Below are 15244 nucleotides of genomic sequence, written 5' to 3'. Positions count from 1 at the left end.
CCGGAAGCGAGGAGGAAAACTAATGAGTACACAAACAATCCTTCCGGTAGATTCCGAGCAACTGCGTGTTCTGTCCGAACGTAACGGCGAGCCGTCATGGCTGACCGCAGACAGACAAAAAGCACTTGAGCTTGCAGGCAAACTGGAGCTTCCGGTATTTGAAAAAACTAAAATCGAACGTTGGAATCTCAACGATTACGGTCAACATAAAAACAGCGAGGCGATTGCATCGGTGGGGCAGGTTCCCGCAGCGATTGCCGATCTGGTAAAAGATCAGCAGGAGGGCGGTCTGATTATCCAGCGCAACTCCGGCGCGGTATATGTGAAGCTGAGCGAGGAATTGGCAGCGCAAGGCGTTATTTTCACGGATCTGCAAACGGCGGTTAAGGAGCATGGTGATTTAGTTAAAGCTCATCTGAATACGGTCATTAAGACGGATGAAAATTCATTGTCCGCGCTGCACGCAGCGATCTGGAACGGTGGAGTATTCGCTTATGTGCCGAAGAATGTGGAGTTAAGTGTTCCGCTTCAGGCTGTTTTCCTGACAGATGATGCGACGGCGACGTTTGCACCTCACGTACTGCTCATTGCTGAAAGCCATAGCTCCGTAACGTACGTAGACAACTATGTATCTGCGGATTTGGCAACACCTGTCATTCATAATGGCGCAGTAGAAGTGGTAGCGAATGCAGGAGCCAAGGTGCGCTATGCAACGGTGCATCAGCTTGGAGAGCAAGTAACGGATATTTCCATCCGCCGTGCTACGTTGGGTAATGACGCAGCTATCGAATGGATTGTCGGAGAAATGAACTATGGCAATACAGCGAGCAACACGATGTCCGTGCTGAAAGGCAACGGCTCCAACTCGGATGCCAAGATTATTGCTGTAGGCTCCGGCTCGCAAAAGCTGAACTATACGACACAAGCACAGCATTTTGGCAAAAGTTCAGCCAGCCAGATGATTACACGCGCAGTTATGCGTGAAAATGCATCTTCCATTATTAACGGTATTACGAAAATTGAAAAAGGTGCTACCAAAGCAGACGGCCAGCAAACAGAACGTGTTCTCATGCTTAGCCCGAAAGCGCGTGGTGACGCTAACCCGATCCTTCTGATTGATGAGGATGATGTGACCGCAGGTCACGCAGCTTCGGTCGGTCAGGTGAATCGTGAACAAGTGTATTACTTGATGTCCCGCGGGATTAGCCGTGCAGAAGCTGAACGCTTGATTATTTATGGCTTCCTGGCACCTGTCGTTTCTGAAATTCCGCTCGAAGGACTTCAACAGCAGCTGCAAAGCCTTGTTGAAAGGAAGTTAGGCCAATGAATACTGCATTGATCCGTGAACAGTTCCCGATTTTACATCAGGAGATTAACGGTCATCCGCTGGTTTATTTGGATAATGCGGCCACTTCGCAAAAACCGCTGGCGGTCATTGAGGCGATCAAGCACTACTACGAATATGATAATTCGAACGTTCATCGTGGAGTGCATACCTTGGGCAGCCGTGCTACGGATGCTTATGAAGGTGCGCGGGAGAAGGTAGCCCGCTTTCTGAATGCAAAGCGCAGTCAGGAAATTATTTTCACAAGAGGAACGACAACGGCGCTGAATCTGGTTGCTTCTTCCTATGGCAGAGCCAACTGTCAGGAAGGTGATGAGATTGTCATCACACCGATGGAGCATCACAGCAATCTGATTCCGTGGCAACAGGTAGCCAAAGCCACAGGCGCAACTTTAAAATATATCCCGCTTCAAGAGGACGGTAGCGTTGATCTTGCTGACGTGGAGAATACCATCACTGAAAACACAAAAATTGTAGCCATTGCGCATGTCTCCAATGTGCTTGGCGTTGTGAACCCGGTCAAAGAGATTGCAGCTATTGCGCATCGCAAAGGCGCAGTCATCGTTGTAGACGGTGCACAAAGCACGCCACATATGAAAGTAGACGTGCAAGACATTGATGCTGACTTTTATGCTTTTTCTGGTCACAAAATGTGTGGTCCTACAGGGATCGGGGCACTGTACGGCAAGAAGGCGCTGCTGGAAAACATGGAGCCGATTGAGTTCGGCGGGGAAATGATCGACGATGTGGGATTGTATGAATCCACATGGAAGGAGCTGCCTTGGAAATTCGAAGGCGGAACCCCGATCATTGCCGGAGCTGTCGGCTTGGGAGCTGCCATTGATTTTCTGGAAAGCATCGGGCTGGACGCGATTGCACAGCATGAAAGCCGTCTGGCCAACTATGCTCTCAAACGTCTCCGTGAAGTGGATGGCTTGACGATTTACGGTCCTGCTGAACGTCATGTAGGACTCGTAACATTCAATCTGGATGATGTACATCCGCATGATGTAGCGACCGTGCTGGATAGTAAAGGGGTGGCTGTACGTGCAGGCCATCACTGTTGCCAGCCATTGATGCGCTGGTTGAAAGCCAGTGCAACGGCGCGAGCCAGCTTTTACCTCTATAACACGGAAGAGGAAGTCGACGTTTTGATCAGCGCCCTAATCCAAACGAAGGAGTATTTTGGCGATGCAACTTGATGACTTGTACCGACGTGTAATTATGGATCATTATAAAAATCCGCGGAATCGCGGACGTTTTGAGGATGACGTGGTCACGGTCGATTTGAACAATCCTACGTGTGGTGACCGGATTTCTCTTCAGCTCAAGACGAAGGACGGCGTTGTCGAGGATGCCCGTTTTACAGGAGAAGGCTGTTCAATCAGTATGTCCTCCGCTTCAATGATGACAGAGGCGGTTAAGGGAAAAACGATTGATCAGGCACTGGATATGGCGAATCGCTTCTCTTCTCTGATGAAGGGTGAAGCCGCCGAATTCGACGATTATGAAGAGCTGGAAGCTTTGTCAGGTGTCAATAAGTTCCCGGCCCGTATCAAATGTGCGACTTTGGCCTGGAATGCGCTGCGCAAAGGAATTGATGAAAAACAATAATTTAACTAGAATAGAGGAGGTTTGAGAAACATGGCCAAGAAAGCACCGGAAATGGAAGAGTATAAATATGGCTTTCGTGACGAGCACAAATCCATTTTCCAAACAGGTAAGGGTCTCACTCCGGAAATCGTAAAGGAAATCTCCAAAATTAAGGATGAGCCAGAATGGATGCTGGAATTCCGTCTGAAAGCACTGAAGCAGTTTGAAAAAATGCCTATGCCAAACTGGGGCGGAGATATGAATGATCTGGATTTCGACGATATCCAGTACTATGTAAGACCCTCCGAGAGGCAAGGAAAAACGTGGGAAGAAGTTCCTACGGAAATTAAGGAAACCTTTGATAAACTGGGGATTCCTGAGGCGGAGCAAAAGTTTCTGGCTGGTGTATCCGCACAGTATGAATCCGAGGTTGTTTACCATAGCATGCAAAAGGAACTCGAAGATCAGGGCGTTATTTTCATGGACACCGATACGGCGCTGCGTGAGCATCCTGAAATTCTGAAAGAGTATTTTGCGACAGTTGTACCTCCTGCGGACAACAAGTTTGCAGCACTGAACAGTGCGGTATGGTCAGGCGGAAGCTTTATCTATGTACCGAAGGGTGTAAAATGTGAAGTTCCATTGCAGGCTTACTTCCGTATTAACTCGGAAAACATGGGACAATTCGAGCGTACACTCATTATTGCCGACGAGGACAGCTTCGTTCATTATGTAGAAGGCTGTACGGCTCCGATTTACAGCACGAACTCGCTGCATAGCGCAGTGGTGGAAATCATTTGTAAGAAAAATGCACGCGTTCGTTACACAACGATCCAAAACTGGGCACCAAACATCTTTAACCTGGTGACCAAACGTGCGGTTGCAGAAGAAAATGCAACGATGGAATGGGTCGATGGTAACATCGGTTCCAAGCTGACGATGAAATACCCGGCAGTTGTGCTGAAAGGCCGTGGAGCTAAAGGTATGGTTTTGTCCATTGCAGTTGCAGGCAAAGGCCAGCATCAGGATGCAGGGGCGAAAATGATCCACTTGGCACCAGATACGACATCGACGATTGTATCCAAGTCGATCAGTAAGCATGGCGGTAAAGTAACGTATCGCGGACTGGCTTCATTCGGTCGTCAGGCTCAAGGGGCAAAATCGAATATCAAGTGTGATACGTTGATTTTGGATAATCAGTCGACCTCGGATACGATTCCTTATAATGAAATCATGAACGACGACATTACGCTGGAGCACGAAGCAACGGTTTCCAAGGTATCGGAGGATCAGTTGTTCTATCTGATGAGCCGTGGTTTGACCGAAGCAGAGGCGACACAAATGATCGTTATGGGCTTTATCGAGCCGTTCACCAAAGAACTGCCGATGGAGTACGCGGTCGAGATGAACCGTTTGATCAAGTTCGAAATGGAAGGTTCCATAGGATAATTCTCGCTTTACGAGGGTTATGTTGGGGCTGAGCCATGATGCGATGATGTCTATCAGGCGTGTGTCCGTAACATAAAAAGAGACTGTCCTTCGTAGGGAAGAACCTGCGGATCAAGGACAGTCTCTTTTTATTCGCGTAGTCTGTGTATGAGCAGAACGAGTTCGCAGATCAGGATTCCAGATAAATTTCATCAATGGATACATGTCGCTCTCTGGACAAATCTATATACTCATTTTCATTAATTTTCACTAAAGGTCTGAAATAATCGGCAGGATTGTTCAAAATAATCGTTCCCGTCTGACCCGAAGTCAGAAGGACCTGCTTGTTAATAAAGTTCGGAAGCATATGCCGGATGAAGACTTGGGTGGCTTCCGGGTTCAGATGTCCGAAGCTCATGCTGTGCAGCTCGCGCAGTACGGTGAGCAGCTCCTGCTTCGTCTGGTACACACGGTTGGAGATCATAGCGCTATATACGTCTGCAATTGCCGTAATACTGGCGAAAGGATGAATATCCTTCTTGAACAGTCCGTTCGGGTATCCGCTTCCATCTTCTCTTTCGTGATGCTGCAGGGCGACGATTGCCGAAATCTCATCACTTGTTGAGTTGCGAATGATATCATAGCCGTAGAGGGAATGTTTTTTCATTTCCTTAAATTCTTCAGGCGTCAGCTTACCAGGTTTATTCAAAATCTCATCCGGTATCATGGACTTGCCTATATCGTGTAAATATCCGGCTTTACCAGCGGTATAGGCTTCTTCTTCTGTATATCCAAGCCATGTGGCAATGTAATATGACAGTACACCCACTTGGAGAGAATGATTGTACGTATAGTGATCTCCCCGTTCCATGAGCAGCAGCAGAGATACGACATCTTTTTGATGAGTCAGCTCTGAAACGAGGGGGCTGAGCAGCTCATCGACTCGAGATTCATCAAATTTGCCGGTTGAGGCAGCTTTGAGAAACATGCTTTCAAAGCCATGAATAGTCTGCTCCATGAGGGGAACGGCACGTTTAAGGGATTCGGGAGAAGCGGGAACATCGGGGGCAAAGTCAACCGGAATGCTCGCTGAACCGGCATCAATGTCGATATAATCGACACCATGCATGATGAGCTTGGAGATATCGTCGTGCTGAAGCTGGGTACCCCGAATCATGACGGGTACACCGTGTTCATTGTATGTATCGGATCTGAGAAGATCTCCTGGCTTGGCATCGGTAACGTGAACTCTCATGCGCTTAACCTCCTTATTGTCGTAAATTTGTCGAAAATACGAAGCAAACCTAATATATCAAGAATAATATGGGATGACAACGACTAATTCACTATTATTCCTAGCTGTAAAATAGGTCCCAGGAACCCGTCTCTTCTCAGAGGTATACGAGGGCATTGTGACTTTGCTTCTCCCCGTGACTGTTTCTTGAGACAACACAGTAGCTAAATTGTCAGTTGTAGCGCCCCCACCGACATGTACCATAATGGGAAATAACATGGTATGCTTAAACATTAGAAGCAACAGAGTCGATATATAAACTATAGAGGAGGGCGGTTATGGAGATGACGACCCAGCAAACGTTAACCATTTTGCATACCAATGATATACATAGTCATTTTGGCAGTATGCCTTCGATAGCCGCGATGATTAATGAACGAAGAGCCGCATTAGGAGATGCGCTGCTTGTGCTGGATATGGGAGACCACATGGACCGGATGGCCCCCGAAACGGAAGGAACGCTGGGTGGGGCGAATGTGGATGTGATCAATTTGACGGGGTACGATGCGATTACGATTGGTAACAACGAGGGTCTGACTTTTACCCCGGATATTCTTGCACAGGCCTATGCGGGAATTCACTGCCCGGTTGTATGCGGCAACATTAGGGAGAGTGCCACAGGGATGAAGCCCTTGTGGATGACGGATTCACTCATTTTGGACAAGGTGGGGTTTAAGATAGGCTTGCTCGCAGTGACGGCTCCTTTCGGCGAGTTCTATCAATTGCTGGGATGGGATGCACTCGATCCGTTTGAGGTATTGGGCGAGCAAATTCCGTCCCTGAGAAAGCAGGTCGATGTTCTGGTTGTGATGTCGCATTTGGGTTTACCTTCGGATAAGAAACTGGCATCGCGGTTTTCGGAGATTGATGTGATTCTTGGAGGCCATACCCATCATGTGCTGGAGGAACCGCTGTGGATCGGGAGCACAGCTCTATGTGGGGCTGGCAAGTATGGAACGCTGCTGGGTGAAGTGGCACTAAGCCGCAACAGTAGTCATGAACCGTTTCGGGTTACGTCAGGCGGCGTAGCTCCTGTAGACCACACACTGCTGGACGAAAAGGTGGCATCTGCCATTGTACTGCATCGGAGACAGGCAGAGCGTGCCATGGAGAGTACAGTGGCGGTGACGGATCGGAAGCTGGAGATTGCATATGATCGGGAGTCTCCTTTCGGAAATTTGCTGGCACAATCGGTGTCACATTTTACGGGAACCGCTATTTCTCTTGTGAATGCGGGCCAACTGCTTGGCCCTTTACCTCAAGGTGATATCAGCAAAGGAATGCTGCATTCCTTATGCCCTTCGCCAATTAATGCCTGTGTCATGAAGCTGTGGGGAAGAGACATCCGGCTGGCGCTGGAGCAGTCCTTGCTACCGGAATTTGCGGACAAGAAAATAACGGGATTTGGCTTTAGAGGTAAAGTGCTTGGTACGATGTGTGTGGAAGGTCTGGAGATTCAATATGACACGACTCGCGCTCCTTATGATAAAGTGACGGATATACGTGTAGTGGGTCGTTCATTGGAAGAAGATGAGCAATATACGGTAGGCACGTTGGATATGTTCACTTTCAGAGCAGGTTATGAAGTGCTTGCGAACGGAACGGAACTCCGATTTATGCTTCCAGAATTTTTGCGGGATTTGATTGAAATGGAGTTGAAGCGTCCGGGCGCGATGGAAGAGTGTTTTGCAGCTAGGTGGCTTCAGGTATCACAACAATCGGGAGAGGATTAAGTTGCGACTGGTACCTGTTACATTATTAAGAGCCGGCATGAAGCTGGGCAAAAAAATATACAATGAAAATGGAATGGTGCTGCTCTCGGAGGGTGTTGAGCTTACTTCGCGATTGATTGAACGTCTAGGCCAAGTCGGAATTGGATATGTATACATTGAGGATGCGGTGACAGAAGATATCGTAATTCCCGAAATGATCCATGAACAGACGAGGAAGATGGCGCTACAGGAGATCAAGAAGCAGTTTCAGGGTCAGACATCCTACTCCGTAGATCATAAGCACCAATACTTTGGCAAGTCATTTTATAAGGTGATGGAGTCCATTCTGGACGATATCGGAGGCCGTCAGGATGCCGTCATTATGCTGATGGATATCGGGGCGGCAGATCAGGATCTGTATCATCATTCATTGAATGTATGTCTGTATTCACTTGTACTAGGAATATCCAACGGATACAATAACAACCAGCTCATGGAGCTGGGCATAGGTTCACTATTGCACGATATTGGTAAAATGAAAATTTCACCTCAAGTGCTCTATAAGCCGGGCAAATTGACGGACGAGGAATACGAGCACATGAAAACGCACACGGTGATCGGCTATAAGCTACTTAAAGACGAACCGGGAATTCCCCTGCTGTCGGCTCACTGTGCATTACAGCATCATGAACGTATCGACGGCAGCGGATATCCGAACGGCTGGAAGAAGGACCAAATCCACGAATACGCCAAATGGATCGGCCTGGCAGACTCATACGATGCGATGACAGCAAGTCGAATATACAAGCAGCCATTGTTGCCCTATGAAGCAATGGAGGTGCTGTATGCCGGTGCGGGCACGTTGTATGAGCAACGGATGCTGGAGGCATTCCGCGATTGTGTAGCTATATACCCGCTGGGGCTCTCCGTGATGCTCAATACGGGGGAAGAAGGGGTTGTGGTGCGCATACACTCCAAAATCCCACAAAGGCCCGTTATTCGCATTGTGAGGGATCGGGACGGACAGGAACTGAAAGCGCCTTACGACGTGGATCTGTCCGTATCTCTTTCGGTGATGATTACCAACACACTGGGTGCTACAGCTTCCCCTTTTGGAGCAATGCACGTGGATTAGCAAATGAAGTGGCAGAAAATATGCAGCTACTTTACACATCATGATATGATATTCATACGTCTTTTGAGGTTAATAACAGAAATAAGGTGAAAAATAATGACAGTTCTACAAAACAACACACTTTCACAAATATCACCAGCATATGATCCGTGGGACCCGATTGTCTCGCTGCGCACACATGGCCGTCATTTGCTGACAAGTGTGGAAATGACCGTGACGCATCTGTGCAATATGCGCTGTGAGCACTGCGCTGTGGGCGACATGCTTGTTATGAAGGAGGCTCCCTTCCTTCCGTTAGATCTGATGCTGAAACGACTGGATGAAGTCGAGCATCTGGAGACGATCAGTATGACAGGCGGAGAACCCGCTTTGCTCGATAAAACGGTGGACGAAGTGATCGTTCCGCTGCTGAAATATGCCAAAGAGCGTGGTATTCGCTCGCAAATCAACTCCAACCTGACATTGGATATTCGCAGATATGAGAAGATGCTCCCTTATCTGGATGTCATGCATATATCGTTTAATTATTTGAATGCCGACGATTTTTATGAAGTGGGTTTTGCAAATACCGGACGTCCGACTCCACGCGCGGGGGCTGTTCGTCTTTATGAGAAAATGGTGGAAAATGCCCGCAGGTTGAGCGAAATGGGTATGTTTATTTCTGCCGAATCCATGATTAATTACCGTACTCACACGAAGCTGGATGGTATTCATCAGTTGATTAATGAAATGGGCTGTCGACGGCATGAGGTTCATCCGATGTACGCATCGAATTTTGCCTCTACCTTGCCTGTCCTTTCTCTCGACGATATGCGCAACTCCATTCATAAGCTGCTGGATGTGCGCAATCAGGATATGTGGATGCTGTTTGGCACGCTGCCGTTCTTTGCCTGCTCAGACCGGGAAGAAGACCGCAAGCTGCTTCGCCGACTGCGTCAGGAACCGAATATTACGGTGCGTAATGATCCGGACGGAAGAAACCGCGTAAATGTGAATATGTTCACGGGCAGCGTATATGTGACGGATTTCGCAGACATTCCGGCTTTCGGAAATATTCAGGAGCGCGGTCTGGACGATATTTTCGGTGAATGGCTGAATGAGCATCCGTTGAATCAGACCGTGAACTGTCATTGTGATGCCGCTGCCTGTTGCGGACCGAATCTGCTCGTAGCGGATATGTATTACAAGGGAGTCGATTTTAAATCCAGAAAAGCATTACAACTATGAGCATTTTGCATAAATCCAATTAGCGACTTTCAATCATACCATGGAGCGTTGCAAGTCAAATGATGCAAAATGCTAATTATAGAAATGGGGAGTTCGTATTGGAAGGTCATACCGAGTTTCATTGGGGATTGCTAACGGTGAATCTTCTTTTGGTACTGCTGCTCGTCTTTCTGAACGGTGTATTTGTGGCGGCGGAATTTTCGCTGGTCAAAATGCGCCAATCCCGATTGACGCAGCTCCAAAGTGAGGGGCATCGCATGGCAGGCTATGCGCTAAAGGTGAACCAGAAGCTGGATGCTTACCTGTCCGCTACCCAATTAGGCATTACGCTGGCTTCATTGGGCTTGGGCTGGATTGGTGAACCAGCAATATCCGGCTACCTGATCGAGCCACTCATGCACAAACTCGGTGTAACTGACGGTACACTGATTACAACGGTATCCGTTGTCGTCGGATTTTGCGTGATTACCTTTTTGCATATTGTATTGGGTGAGTTGGCTCCAAAGTCTTTGGCGATCCAGAAAACCGAAGGTGTGGCATTGTTTTTATCCGCTCCTTTGCTCCTTTTTTACAAGATATTTCTGCCCGTCATCTGGGTGTTGAATGCCGCGGCGAATTTGTTATTACGGGCGTTCGGCATCCAGCCTGCGAGTGAAGCAGAAGCGGCGCATTCGGAGGAAGAGATCCGTATCTTGATGAATCAGAGTGCCAAAAGCGGTGTTATTGATAAGGACGAAATCAAGCTGATGGACAATATTTTTGATTTTTCCGATTTGCTGGCCCGTGAAATTATGCTTCCTCGTACGGATATGGACTGCTTGTATACGAATTTATCGTTTAAGGAAAATCTGAAAATCATCAGTGATACCAAGCATTCTCGCTACCCGGTAGCGGTTGAGGATAAGGACCAGATTATCGGCTTTGTTCATATTACCGATCTTCTATTGGCTGAGCAGGGCGAGCAATTGGATCTGGCCTCGGTAGTGCGTCCTATTTTGAATGTGCCAGAATCCATGGAAGTGAGTCACGTGCTGCGCCTTATGCAGAAAAAGCATTCTCAGATGACTCTCGTGGTCGATGAGTACGGCGGAACGGCCGGGCTGCTGACAGCGGAGGAAATATTGGAGGAAATTGTCGGGGATCTATACGATGAATTTGAGGATGAACGTCCGAGCGTGGAGATTAAGGATAATCTCATTTCGGTGGACGGCCGTATGCTCATTGAGGATGTCAATGATCTGACCGGGGTGAACATTGAAGACGACGAAGTGGATTCCATCGGGGGCTGGCTGTTTAAAGAACTGGAAGGCAGCCCAGTGAAGGGGAAAAAGATTGAGTTTTATAACCTGACCTTTGAGGTGGAGGAAGCGACAAGGCTTCGTATTATGAGAGTGAGGATTCACCGCAAGCTCGACCCTGTGATCGAAGATGAACTTTCCGCCGATGAGTCCTGATCCATAGATATGGTTAGGGTCGGTTCCGGTATGAAAGCTATTATAGAGTGTAAAAGCAAGAGCCTTTAGATCCACGTTATCGTGGTTTTGAAGGTTCTTTTTTTATCTGTAATTTTTTGTTCGAGACTTGGGCGATGCCGCATATGTTGAATAGTAAAGCAGATGGATCAATCAAAGGAGGTCCCGGCCCGTGAAATTTCCACAGCAAGGTGAGTTTGCCCCGTTTGTCGGTCCGTTCGATCCGTGCCCGCCCGTTTTATGCAAAACCTATGTGCTTCCACCGAACCTGTTTGTACAATTTCAGCCCCCAGGTCTGCCTCAATTCAGTCCGGAGGAGGCGCTGAGGAAGGGAACGCTATGGCCTTTGTTTTACAGCCCTTATGAGTCTTGTAGAAACCAGGGGGGAGGCGAGTAAAATGGATTATCCAAATCAGGGTCAGGCCCAAAACCAGCCTCAGAATCGAAATCAGGTTGAGAACCAACAGCAGAACCCGTATCAAAGCCCCTATGCAAACCCGTATCAACAGCAAGACCATACTGAGGGCTACAATCAGAACGACAGAAACCCATACCAAGGCTATGCGCCCCAGACCAAGCCGGGTGATGCACAGTTTTATGCGCTGCTGGAGAAGCTGCAGACGGTGGATTTTGTATTGGTGGAACTGAATTTGTATCTCAATACGCACCCGGATGATTTACAGGCTATCGAACAGTTCAATAAGCTGACACAGGAAAGGACCGGGATTGCCAATGAGTACCAGATCCTGTACGGACCTCTGCAAAATTTTGGCCGTGCCTATTCCAAGTACCCTTGGGAATGGAGCCAATCCCCTTGGCCGTGGCAGGTATAGGCAGGTACAACCTTTTATAAAGGAGGAACATAAATGTGGGTATATGAAAAAAAGCTGCAATATCCCGTACGTGTCAGCAAATGTGATCCTCACATGGCCAAGTTGCTCATGGAGCAGTATGGCGGAGCGGATGGCGAGCTGGCGGCGGCTTTGCGGTATCTGAATCAGCGGTATACGATTCCGGATAAGGTTATCGGCGTACTTAATGATATAGGTACGGAAGAATTTGCTCATCTCGAAATGATTGCGACTATGATTTACAAGCTGACCAAGGATGCGAGTGTAGAGCAAATGAAGGCAGCCGGGCTGGGGGAATATTATGCGGCGCATGATCATGCGCTGTATTACCAGAGCGCAGGCGGCGTTCCTTTTACAGCGACCTATTTTCAAGCCAAGGGTGATCCAATCGCGGATTTGTATGAGGATATTGCGGCAGAGGAAAAGGCGAGAGCTACATATCAGTGGCTGATTGATTTGACAGATGATGTGGATTTGCAGGATAGTCTGAAGTTTCTGCGTGAACGCGAAATAATCCACTCGCTCCGTTTCCACGAGTCTGTGGAAATTTTGAAGGGGGAACGAGACCGGAAGAAAATATTTTGAGGGAATGGGAAATGGATATCCTAAGTACATTTTCCGTTAGAACAGTTTCACGGCGTGTGTATCACTGTAATCCAATGTATGGAAGGGGATGAGGATAAGCTTATTGTAAAATGAAAGGCGCTCCAGTTGGAAGCGCCTTTCGCAGCGTCTATACAGATGAGCAAGCATGGTTATAGGTAACTCATTCGAGAGATGATGTACTGGCAGCAGATGATGGCGCATCTTAATTAAGTCGAATGATGGTCAATGATGCGCCTGTCGCGCCGCCTCCGACCAATGTGGCAGCACCTACGGCCCCGAAAAATTGCACGCTGATGGTTGTTGCGGCTGCTACGTTCACGATAACAGTATTGTTATAAGAGGACAGCGAGATCACGGGAGACAGGACGGACCCTGGAGCCTGCACGCCGTTAATGAGCAAACGGCTGCTCAGAAGAAGACCAACTGTTGTGTTCAACTCATAAGCGATGTAGTAGGTTCCGGCGTTCGCCAGAGTCAATACATCATTAGTACCGTTGATGGTAACGCCTCCGCTCAGCGTCTGAGGCGGACCGGGGAAGGTCACGTTCGTTCCACCAAGCAATACGGTTATTAGGCCACCAGTTGTATTCGCCACAAAAGCATTCGTAGCGGTGATATTGATACCTGTGGCTCCGGTTACACCTGTGGCTCCAGCAACACCAGTAGCTCCCGTCACCCCTGTACCGGTGGCTCCCGTCACTCCTATAGATCCAGTGCCTCCGGCCGGTCCTACCGGTCCTACTGCCCCCGCCGCACCCGCAGGGCCTGTGGCCCCGACCAGACCTGTGGCTCCGGTGGCTCCGGCTAAGCCAGCAACTCCGGTAGCCCCTGTAGCTCCAACTGCTCCAGCTGCACCCGCAGTTCCTGCAGCACCTGTAGCCCCAGTGGCACCTGCGGCTCCTGTCGCACCCGTCCCCCCTGTCGGGCCGACCGGACCGCCCGCAGGACCTGTCGGTCCAGTCGATCCTGTGGGACCGGCCAGTGTGGGGGCGGCCAGCACACTTTCAAGCTTTGCTTGCAGCAGCAGCTCTTTCTTCACGGTGGTGTCCAGCACGCTTTTGACACTTTGGTCCACGGCAAGAACGTCAGCAATGGTAGCCGTTCCTCCCGTCAGCCCAGGTATCGTGCCGAGCACATATTGAATTTTTTCACCCTCGGCATTGATGATGTGACTAAGTCCCAATTCCTCAAAGGCAATGGATGATAGCAACAGGTTAATCGCGTCATCCCGTGTTAGGTTAATCGTGGGTGTTACATTGGGAATATTAGGGAAGGACATGTGAAACCTCCTTATGACATAAATCTGATGTGTTTCATACGTTGTGGCTATCGGAAATGTTTAGAATATGGAAGCAGGGGGGACAGCCATACTTTTCCGAAGGTAGGCTGTCTTTTTGGAGTGACAGGCTTTTGTTGCTGTACATAGGCGTCGAAGCCACCGGGATCGCCTGAATACATTTTGTAAACGGATTGCAATTGCTCGATTGCTTGGGGTAAATGATTCATTTGACCCGGTGGTAACGTGGAGGCCGCATGGCCTGAATCCCACTGGAACTTTAATAATTGCAGCCAGCCCAGACTGCTGGCTCTCCTTGCTTGTTGAACCTCCGAAGGAAACTGTGAGCTTTCCGAAGAAGGGGAGGAGTTGATCTGCTTTTTGAGCCAATGCATCAGGTGCTGCCCATGCTCCAAAAGGTGAAGGGAGCGTTCAATCTGATGGTACAGTCTCAGGGCCTCCTGATGTTCATCTTTGTACAGGCGGGTGGAAGGGTCGACGGACAGGAGAAATTGCAAGCGGATGATTTGTTCGAATAAGAGGGATGCAGCCGTCTCCAGGGCATCTATGGAAATAGAAATTTCAGACAGGACACTTCTGTATTCCCGCCGGAGTCGGATGTCATCATGCAAAGTGGATATAAGTGTGTTCCAATGATTTCCGACTTCCATTTGGATCAGGAGCGATATCTCCAATTGCTGGAGGGTAGAATGATTCAATTGCAGCCACAAGGGAGAGGAGATGTTTTCGTTTGTTTTGTCCGACAAAAAGGAGACCATTCGGCTTTGAGATTTGGCTAATGTGGCTAAACCTGTGTTGAGATGGGCTGCGGCTCGGAAAAGCTGGAGGACGTAAGGTTCATCTGGCGGATGGCTGCTAAACCCTTTATTCTTCATCGCATTCATCAGGGTCTCCGCAGCATTCCCAATCGTCTTTTTTGCGGCATGGATTGTGATCACCACCCTTTTTCGGGCAAGACCGACCGCTGTGATCAGGATCAGGGTAACAGTTAGACCTGCTTTCTCCATCGAGTAGTAATACGTCCTCCAGTTTGTGCTGGAGCAAAATCTGGTTATTCACCACCCCTCGCAATACTCGTTCTACACTTCGATTCAACTGCAGGATATCTTTCAGGCAAACGTCCTCGTCGTTTACGAACCGTTGTATTTTTTCACCTTCTGCATGAAGTATGCTGGACAGGCCCATTTCCTCCATAGCAATAGATGCGAGTATCATATGAATAACTTCTTTTCTCGTTAGAGAGATGAGGGGATTGATGTCGGGAATACCGGGCATAGACAAGTT

The 15244-nt window shown here is 48.6% G+C and carries 15 protein-coding genes; 11 read left to right on the top strand and 4 right to left on the bottom strand.

Features of this window, described 5'->3' with window-relative positions; genetic code table 11:
* The first annotated feature begins 22 nt into the window (after positions 1-22).
* Genes sufD through sufB form a run of 4 tightly spaced genes read left to right on the top strand, consistent with a single transcriptional unit; the run spans position 23 to position 4387 of the window.
* Entirely contained in the window at positions 23-1327 is a 1305-nt protein-coding gene (sufD, locus tag ABH897_RS03380; RefSeq protein WP_283657774.1) for a Fe-S cluster assembly protein SufD, read from the top strand.
* Positions 1324-2547: a cysteine desulfurase gene (locus ABH897_RS03375; RefSeq protein ID WP_283655329.1), complete on the top strand. Its 1224-nt coding sequence runs from the start codon at positions 1324-1326 to the stop codon at positions 2545-2547. Before sufD ends, ABH897_RS03375 begins: the two co-directional genes overlap by 4 nt.
* Positions 2537-2959 carry a Fe-S cluster assembly sulfur transfer protein SufU gene (sufU, locus tag ABH897_RS03370; RefSeq protein WP_283655330.1) on the top strand — a complete coding sequence of 141 codons (423 nt, stop codon included), beginning with the start codon at positions 2537-2539 and terminating at the stop codon, positions 2957-2959. The genes ABH897_RS03375 and sufU overlap by 11 nt, the downstream gene beginning before the upstream one ends.
* A gap of 30 nt (positions 2960-2989) precedes the next feature.
* Positions 2990-4387 carry a Fe-S cluster assembly protein SufB gene (gene sufB / locus ABH897_RS03365; RefSeq protein ID WP_283655331.1) on the top strand — a complete coding sequence of 466 codons (1398 nt, stop codon included), beginning with the start codon at positions 2990-2992 and terminating at the stop codon, positions 4385-4387.
* Between the two features lie 169 nt (positions 4388-4556).
* Here sufB and ABH897_RS03360 read toward each other — a convergent pair whose 3' ends face one another.
* Positions 4557-5621 carry an HD-GYP domain-containing protein gene (locus ABH897_RS03360; RefSeq protein WP_283655332.1) on the bottom strand — a complete coding sequence of 355 codons (1065 nt, stop codon included), beginning with the start codon at positions 5619-5621 and terminating at the stop codon, positions 4557-4559.
* Between the two features lie 317 nt (positions 5622-5938).
* On the opposite strand from ABH897_RS03360, the gene ABH897_RS03355 reads away from it, so the two are divergent.
* From ABH897_RS03355 to ABH897_RS03325, 7 genes are all read left to right on the top strand, one after another.
* Positions 5939-7393 (top strand): bifunctional metallophosphatase/5'-nucleotidase, encoded by a 1455-nt coding sequence (locus ABH897_RS03355; protein ID WP_404581364.1) that lies wholly within the window; start codon positions 5939-5941, stop codon positions 7391-7393.
* The gene (locus ABH897_RS03350; protein WP_283655334.1) at positions 7347-8507 is read left to right on the top strand and encodes an HD-GYP domain-containing protein; all 1161 of its coding nucleotides are present in this window, start codon (positions 7347-7349) and stop codon (positions 8505-8507) included. Before ABH897_RS03355 ends, ABH897_RS03350 begins: the two co-directional genes overlap by 47 nt.
* Before the next feature lie 96 nt (positions 8508-8603).
* Complete coding sequence (gene yfkAB, locus ABH897_RS03345) at positions 8604-9734, top strand: radical SAM/CxCxxxxC motif protein YfkAB (protein WP_283655335.1); 1131 nt, start codon at positions 8604-8606, stop codon at positions 9732-9734.
* A 98-nt stretch (positions 9735-9832) separates the two neighbouring features.
* Positions 9833-11188: a hemolysin family protein gene (locus tag ABH897_RS03340; protein ID WP_283656231.1), complete on the top strand. Its 1356-nt coding sequence runs from the start codon at positions 9833-9835 to the stop codon at positions 11186-11188.
* Positions 11189-11378: 190 nt separating this feature from the next.
* Positions 11379-11603 carry a spore coat associated protein CotJA gene (locus tag ABH897_RS03335; RefSeq protein WP_283655336.1) on the top strand — a complete coding sequence of 75 codons (225 nt, stop codon included), beginning with the start codon at positions 11379-11381 and terminating at the stop codon, positions 11601-11603.
* A gap of 1 nt (position 11604) precedes the next feature.
* Positions 11605-12039 carry a spore coat protein CotJB gene (locus ABH897_RS03330; protein WP_283655337.1) on the top strand — a complete coding sequence of 145 codons (435 nt, stop codon included), beginning with the start codon at positions 11605-11607 and terminating at the stop codon, positions 12037-12039.
* Positions 12040-12072: 33 nt separating this feature from the next.
* Complete coding sequence (locus tag ABH897_RS03325; protein WP_283655338.1) at positions 12073-12642, top strand: manganese catalase family protein; 570 nt, start codon at positions 12073-12075, stop codon at positions 12640-12642.
* 223 nt (positions 12643-12865) lie between these two features.
* On the opposite strand, the gene ABH897_RS03320 is transcribed toward ABH897_RS03325, so the two are convergent.
* From ABH897_RS03320 to ABH897_RS03310, 3 genes are read right to left on the bottom strand one after another with little or no spacing between them, the layout of a single operon-like run.
* Positions 12866-13942 carry a BclA C-terminal domain-containing protein gene (locus ABH897_RS03320; RefSeq protein WP_404520702.1) on the bottom strand — a complete coding sequence of 359 codons (1077 nt, stop codon included), beginning with the start codon at positions 13940-13942 and terminating at the stop codon, positions 12866-12868.
* 47 nt (positions 13943-13989) lie between these two features.
* Entirely contained in the window at positions 13990-14844 is an 855-nt protein-coding gene (locus tag ABH897_RS03315; protein ID WP_404591183.1) for a hypothetical protein, read from the bottom strand.
* On the bottom strand, positions 14825-15235 hold the full coding sequence (locus ABH897_RS03310; RefSeq protein WP_483874952.1) for an alpha-helical endospore appendage domain-containing protein: 411 nt from the start codon (positions 15233-15235) through the stop codon (positions 14825-14827). The genes ABH897_RS03315 and ABH897_RS03310 overlap by 20 nt, the downstream gene beginning before the upstream one ends.
* Between the last annotated feature and the right edge of the window lie 9 nt (positions 15236-15244).

The sequence above is a fragment of the Paenibacillus sp. RC73 genome, assembly GCF_044908085.1.
In the GTDB taxonomy this organism is placed as follows: Bacteria; Bacillota; Bacilli; order Paenibacillales; family Paenibacillaceae; genus Paenibacillus; species Paenibacillus terrae_A.
This window is presented reverse-complemented; position numbering and strand designations above follow the sequence as displayed.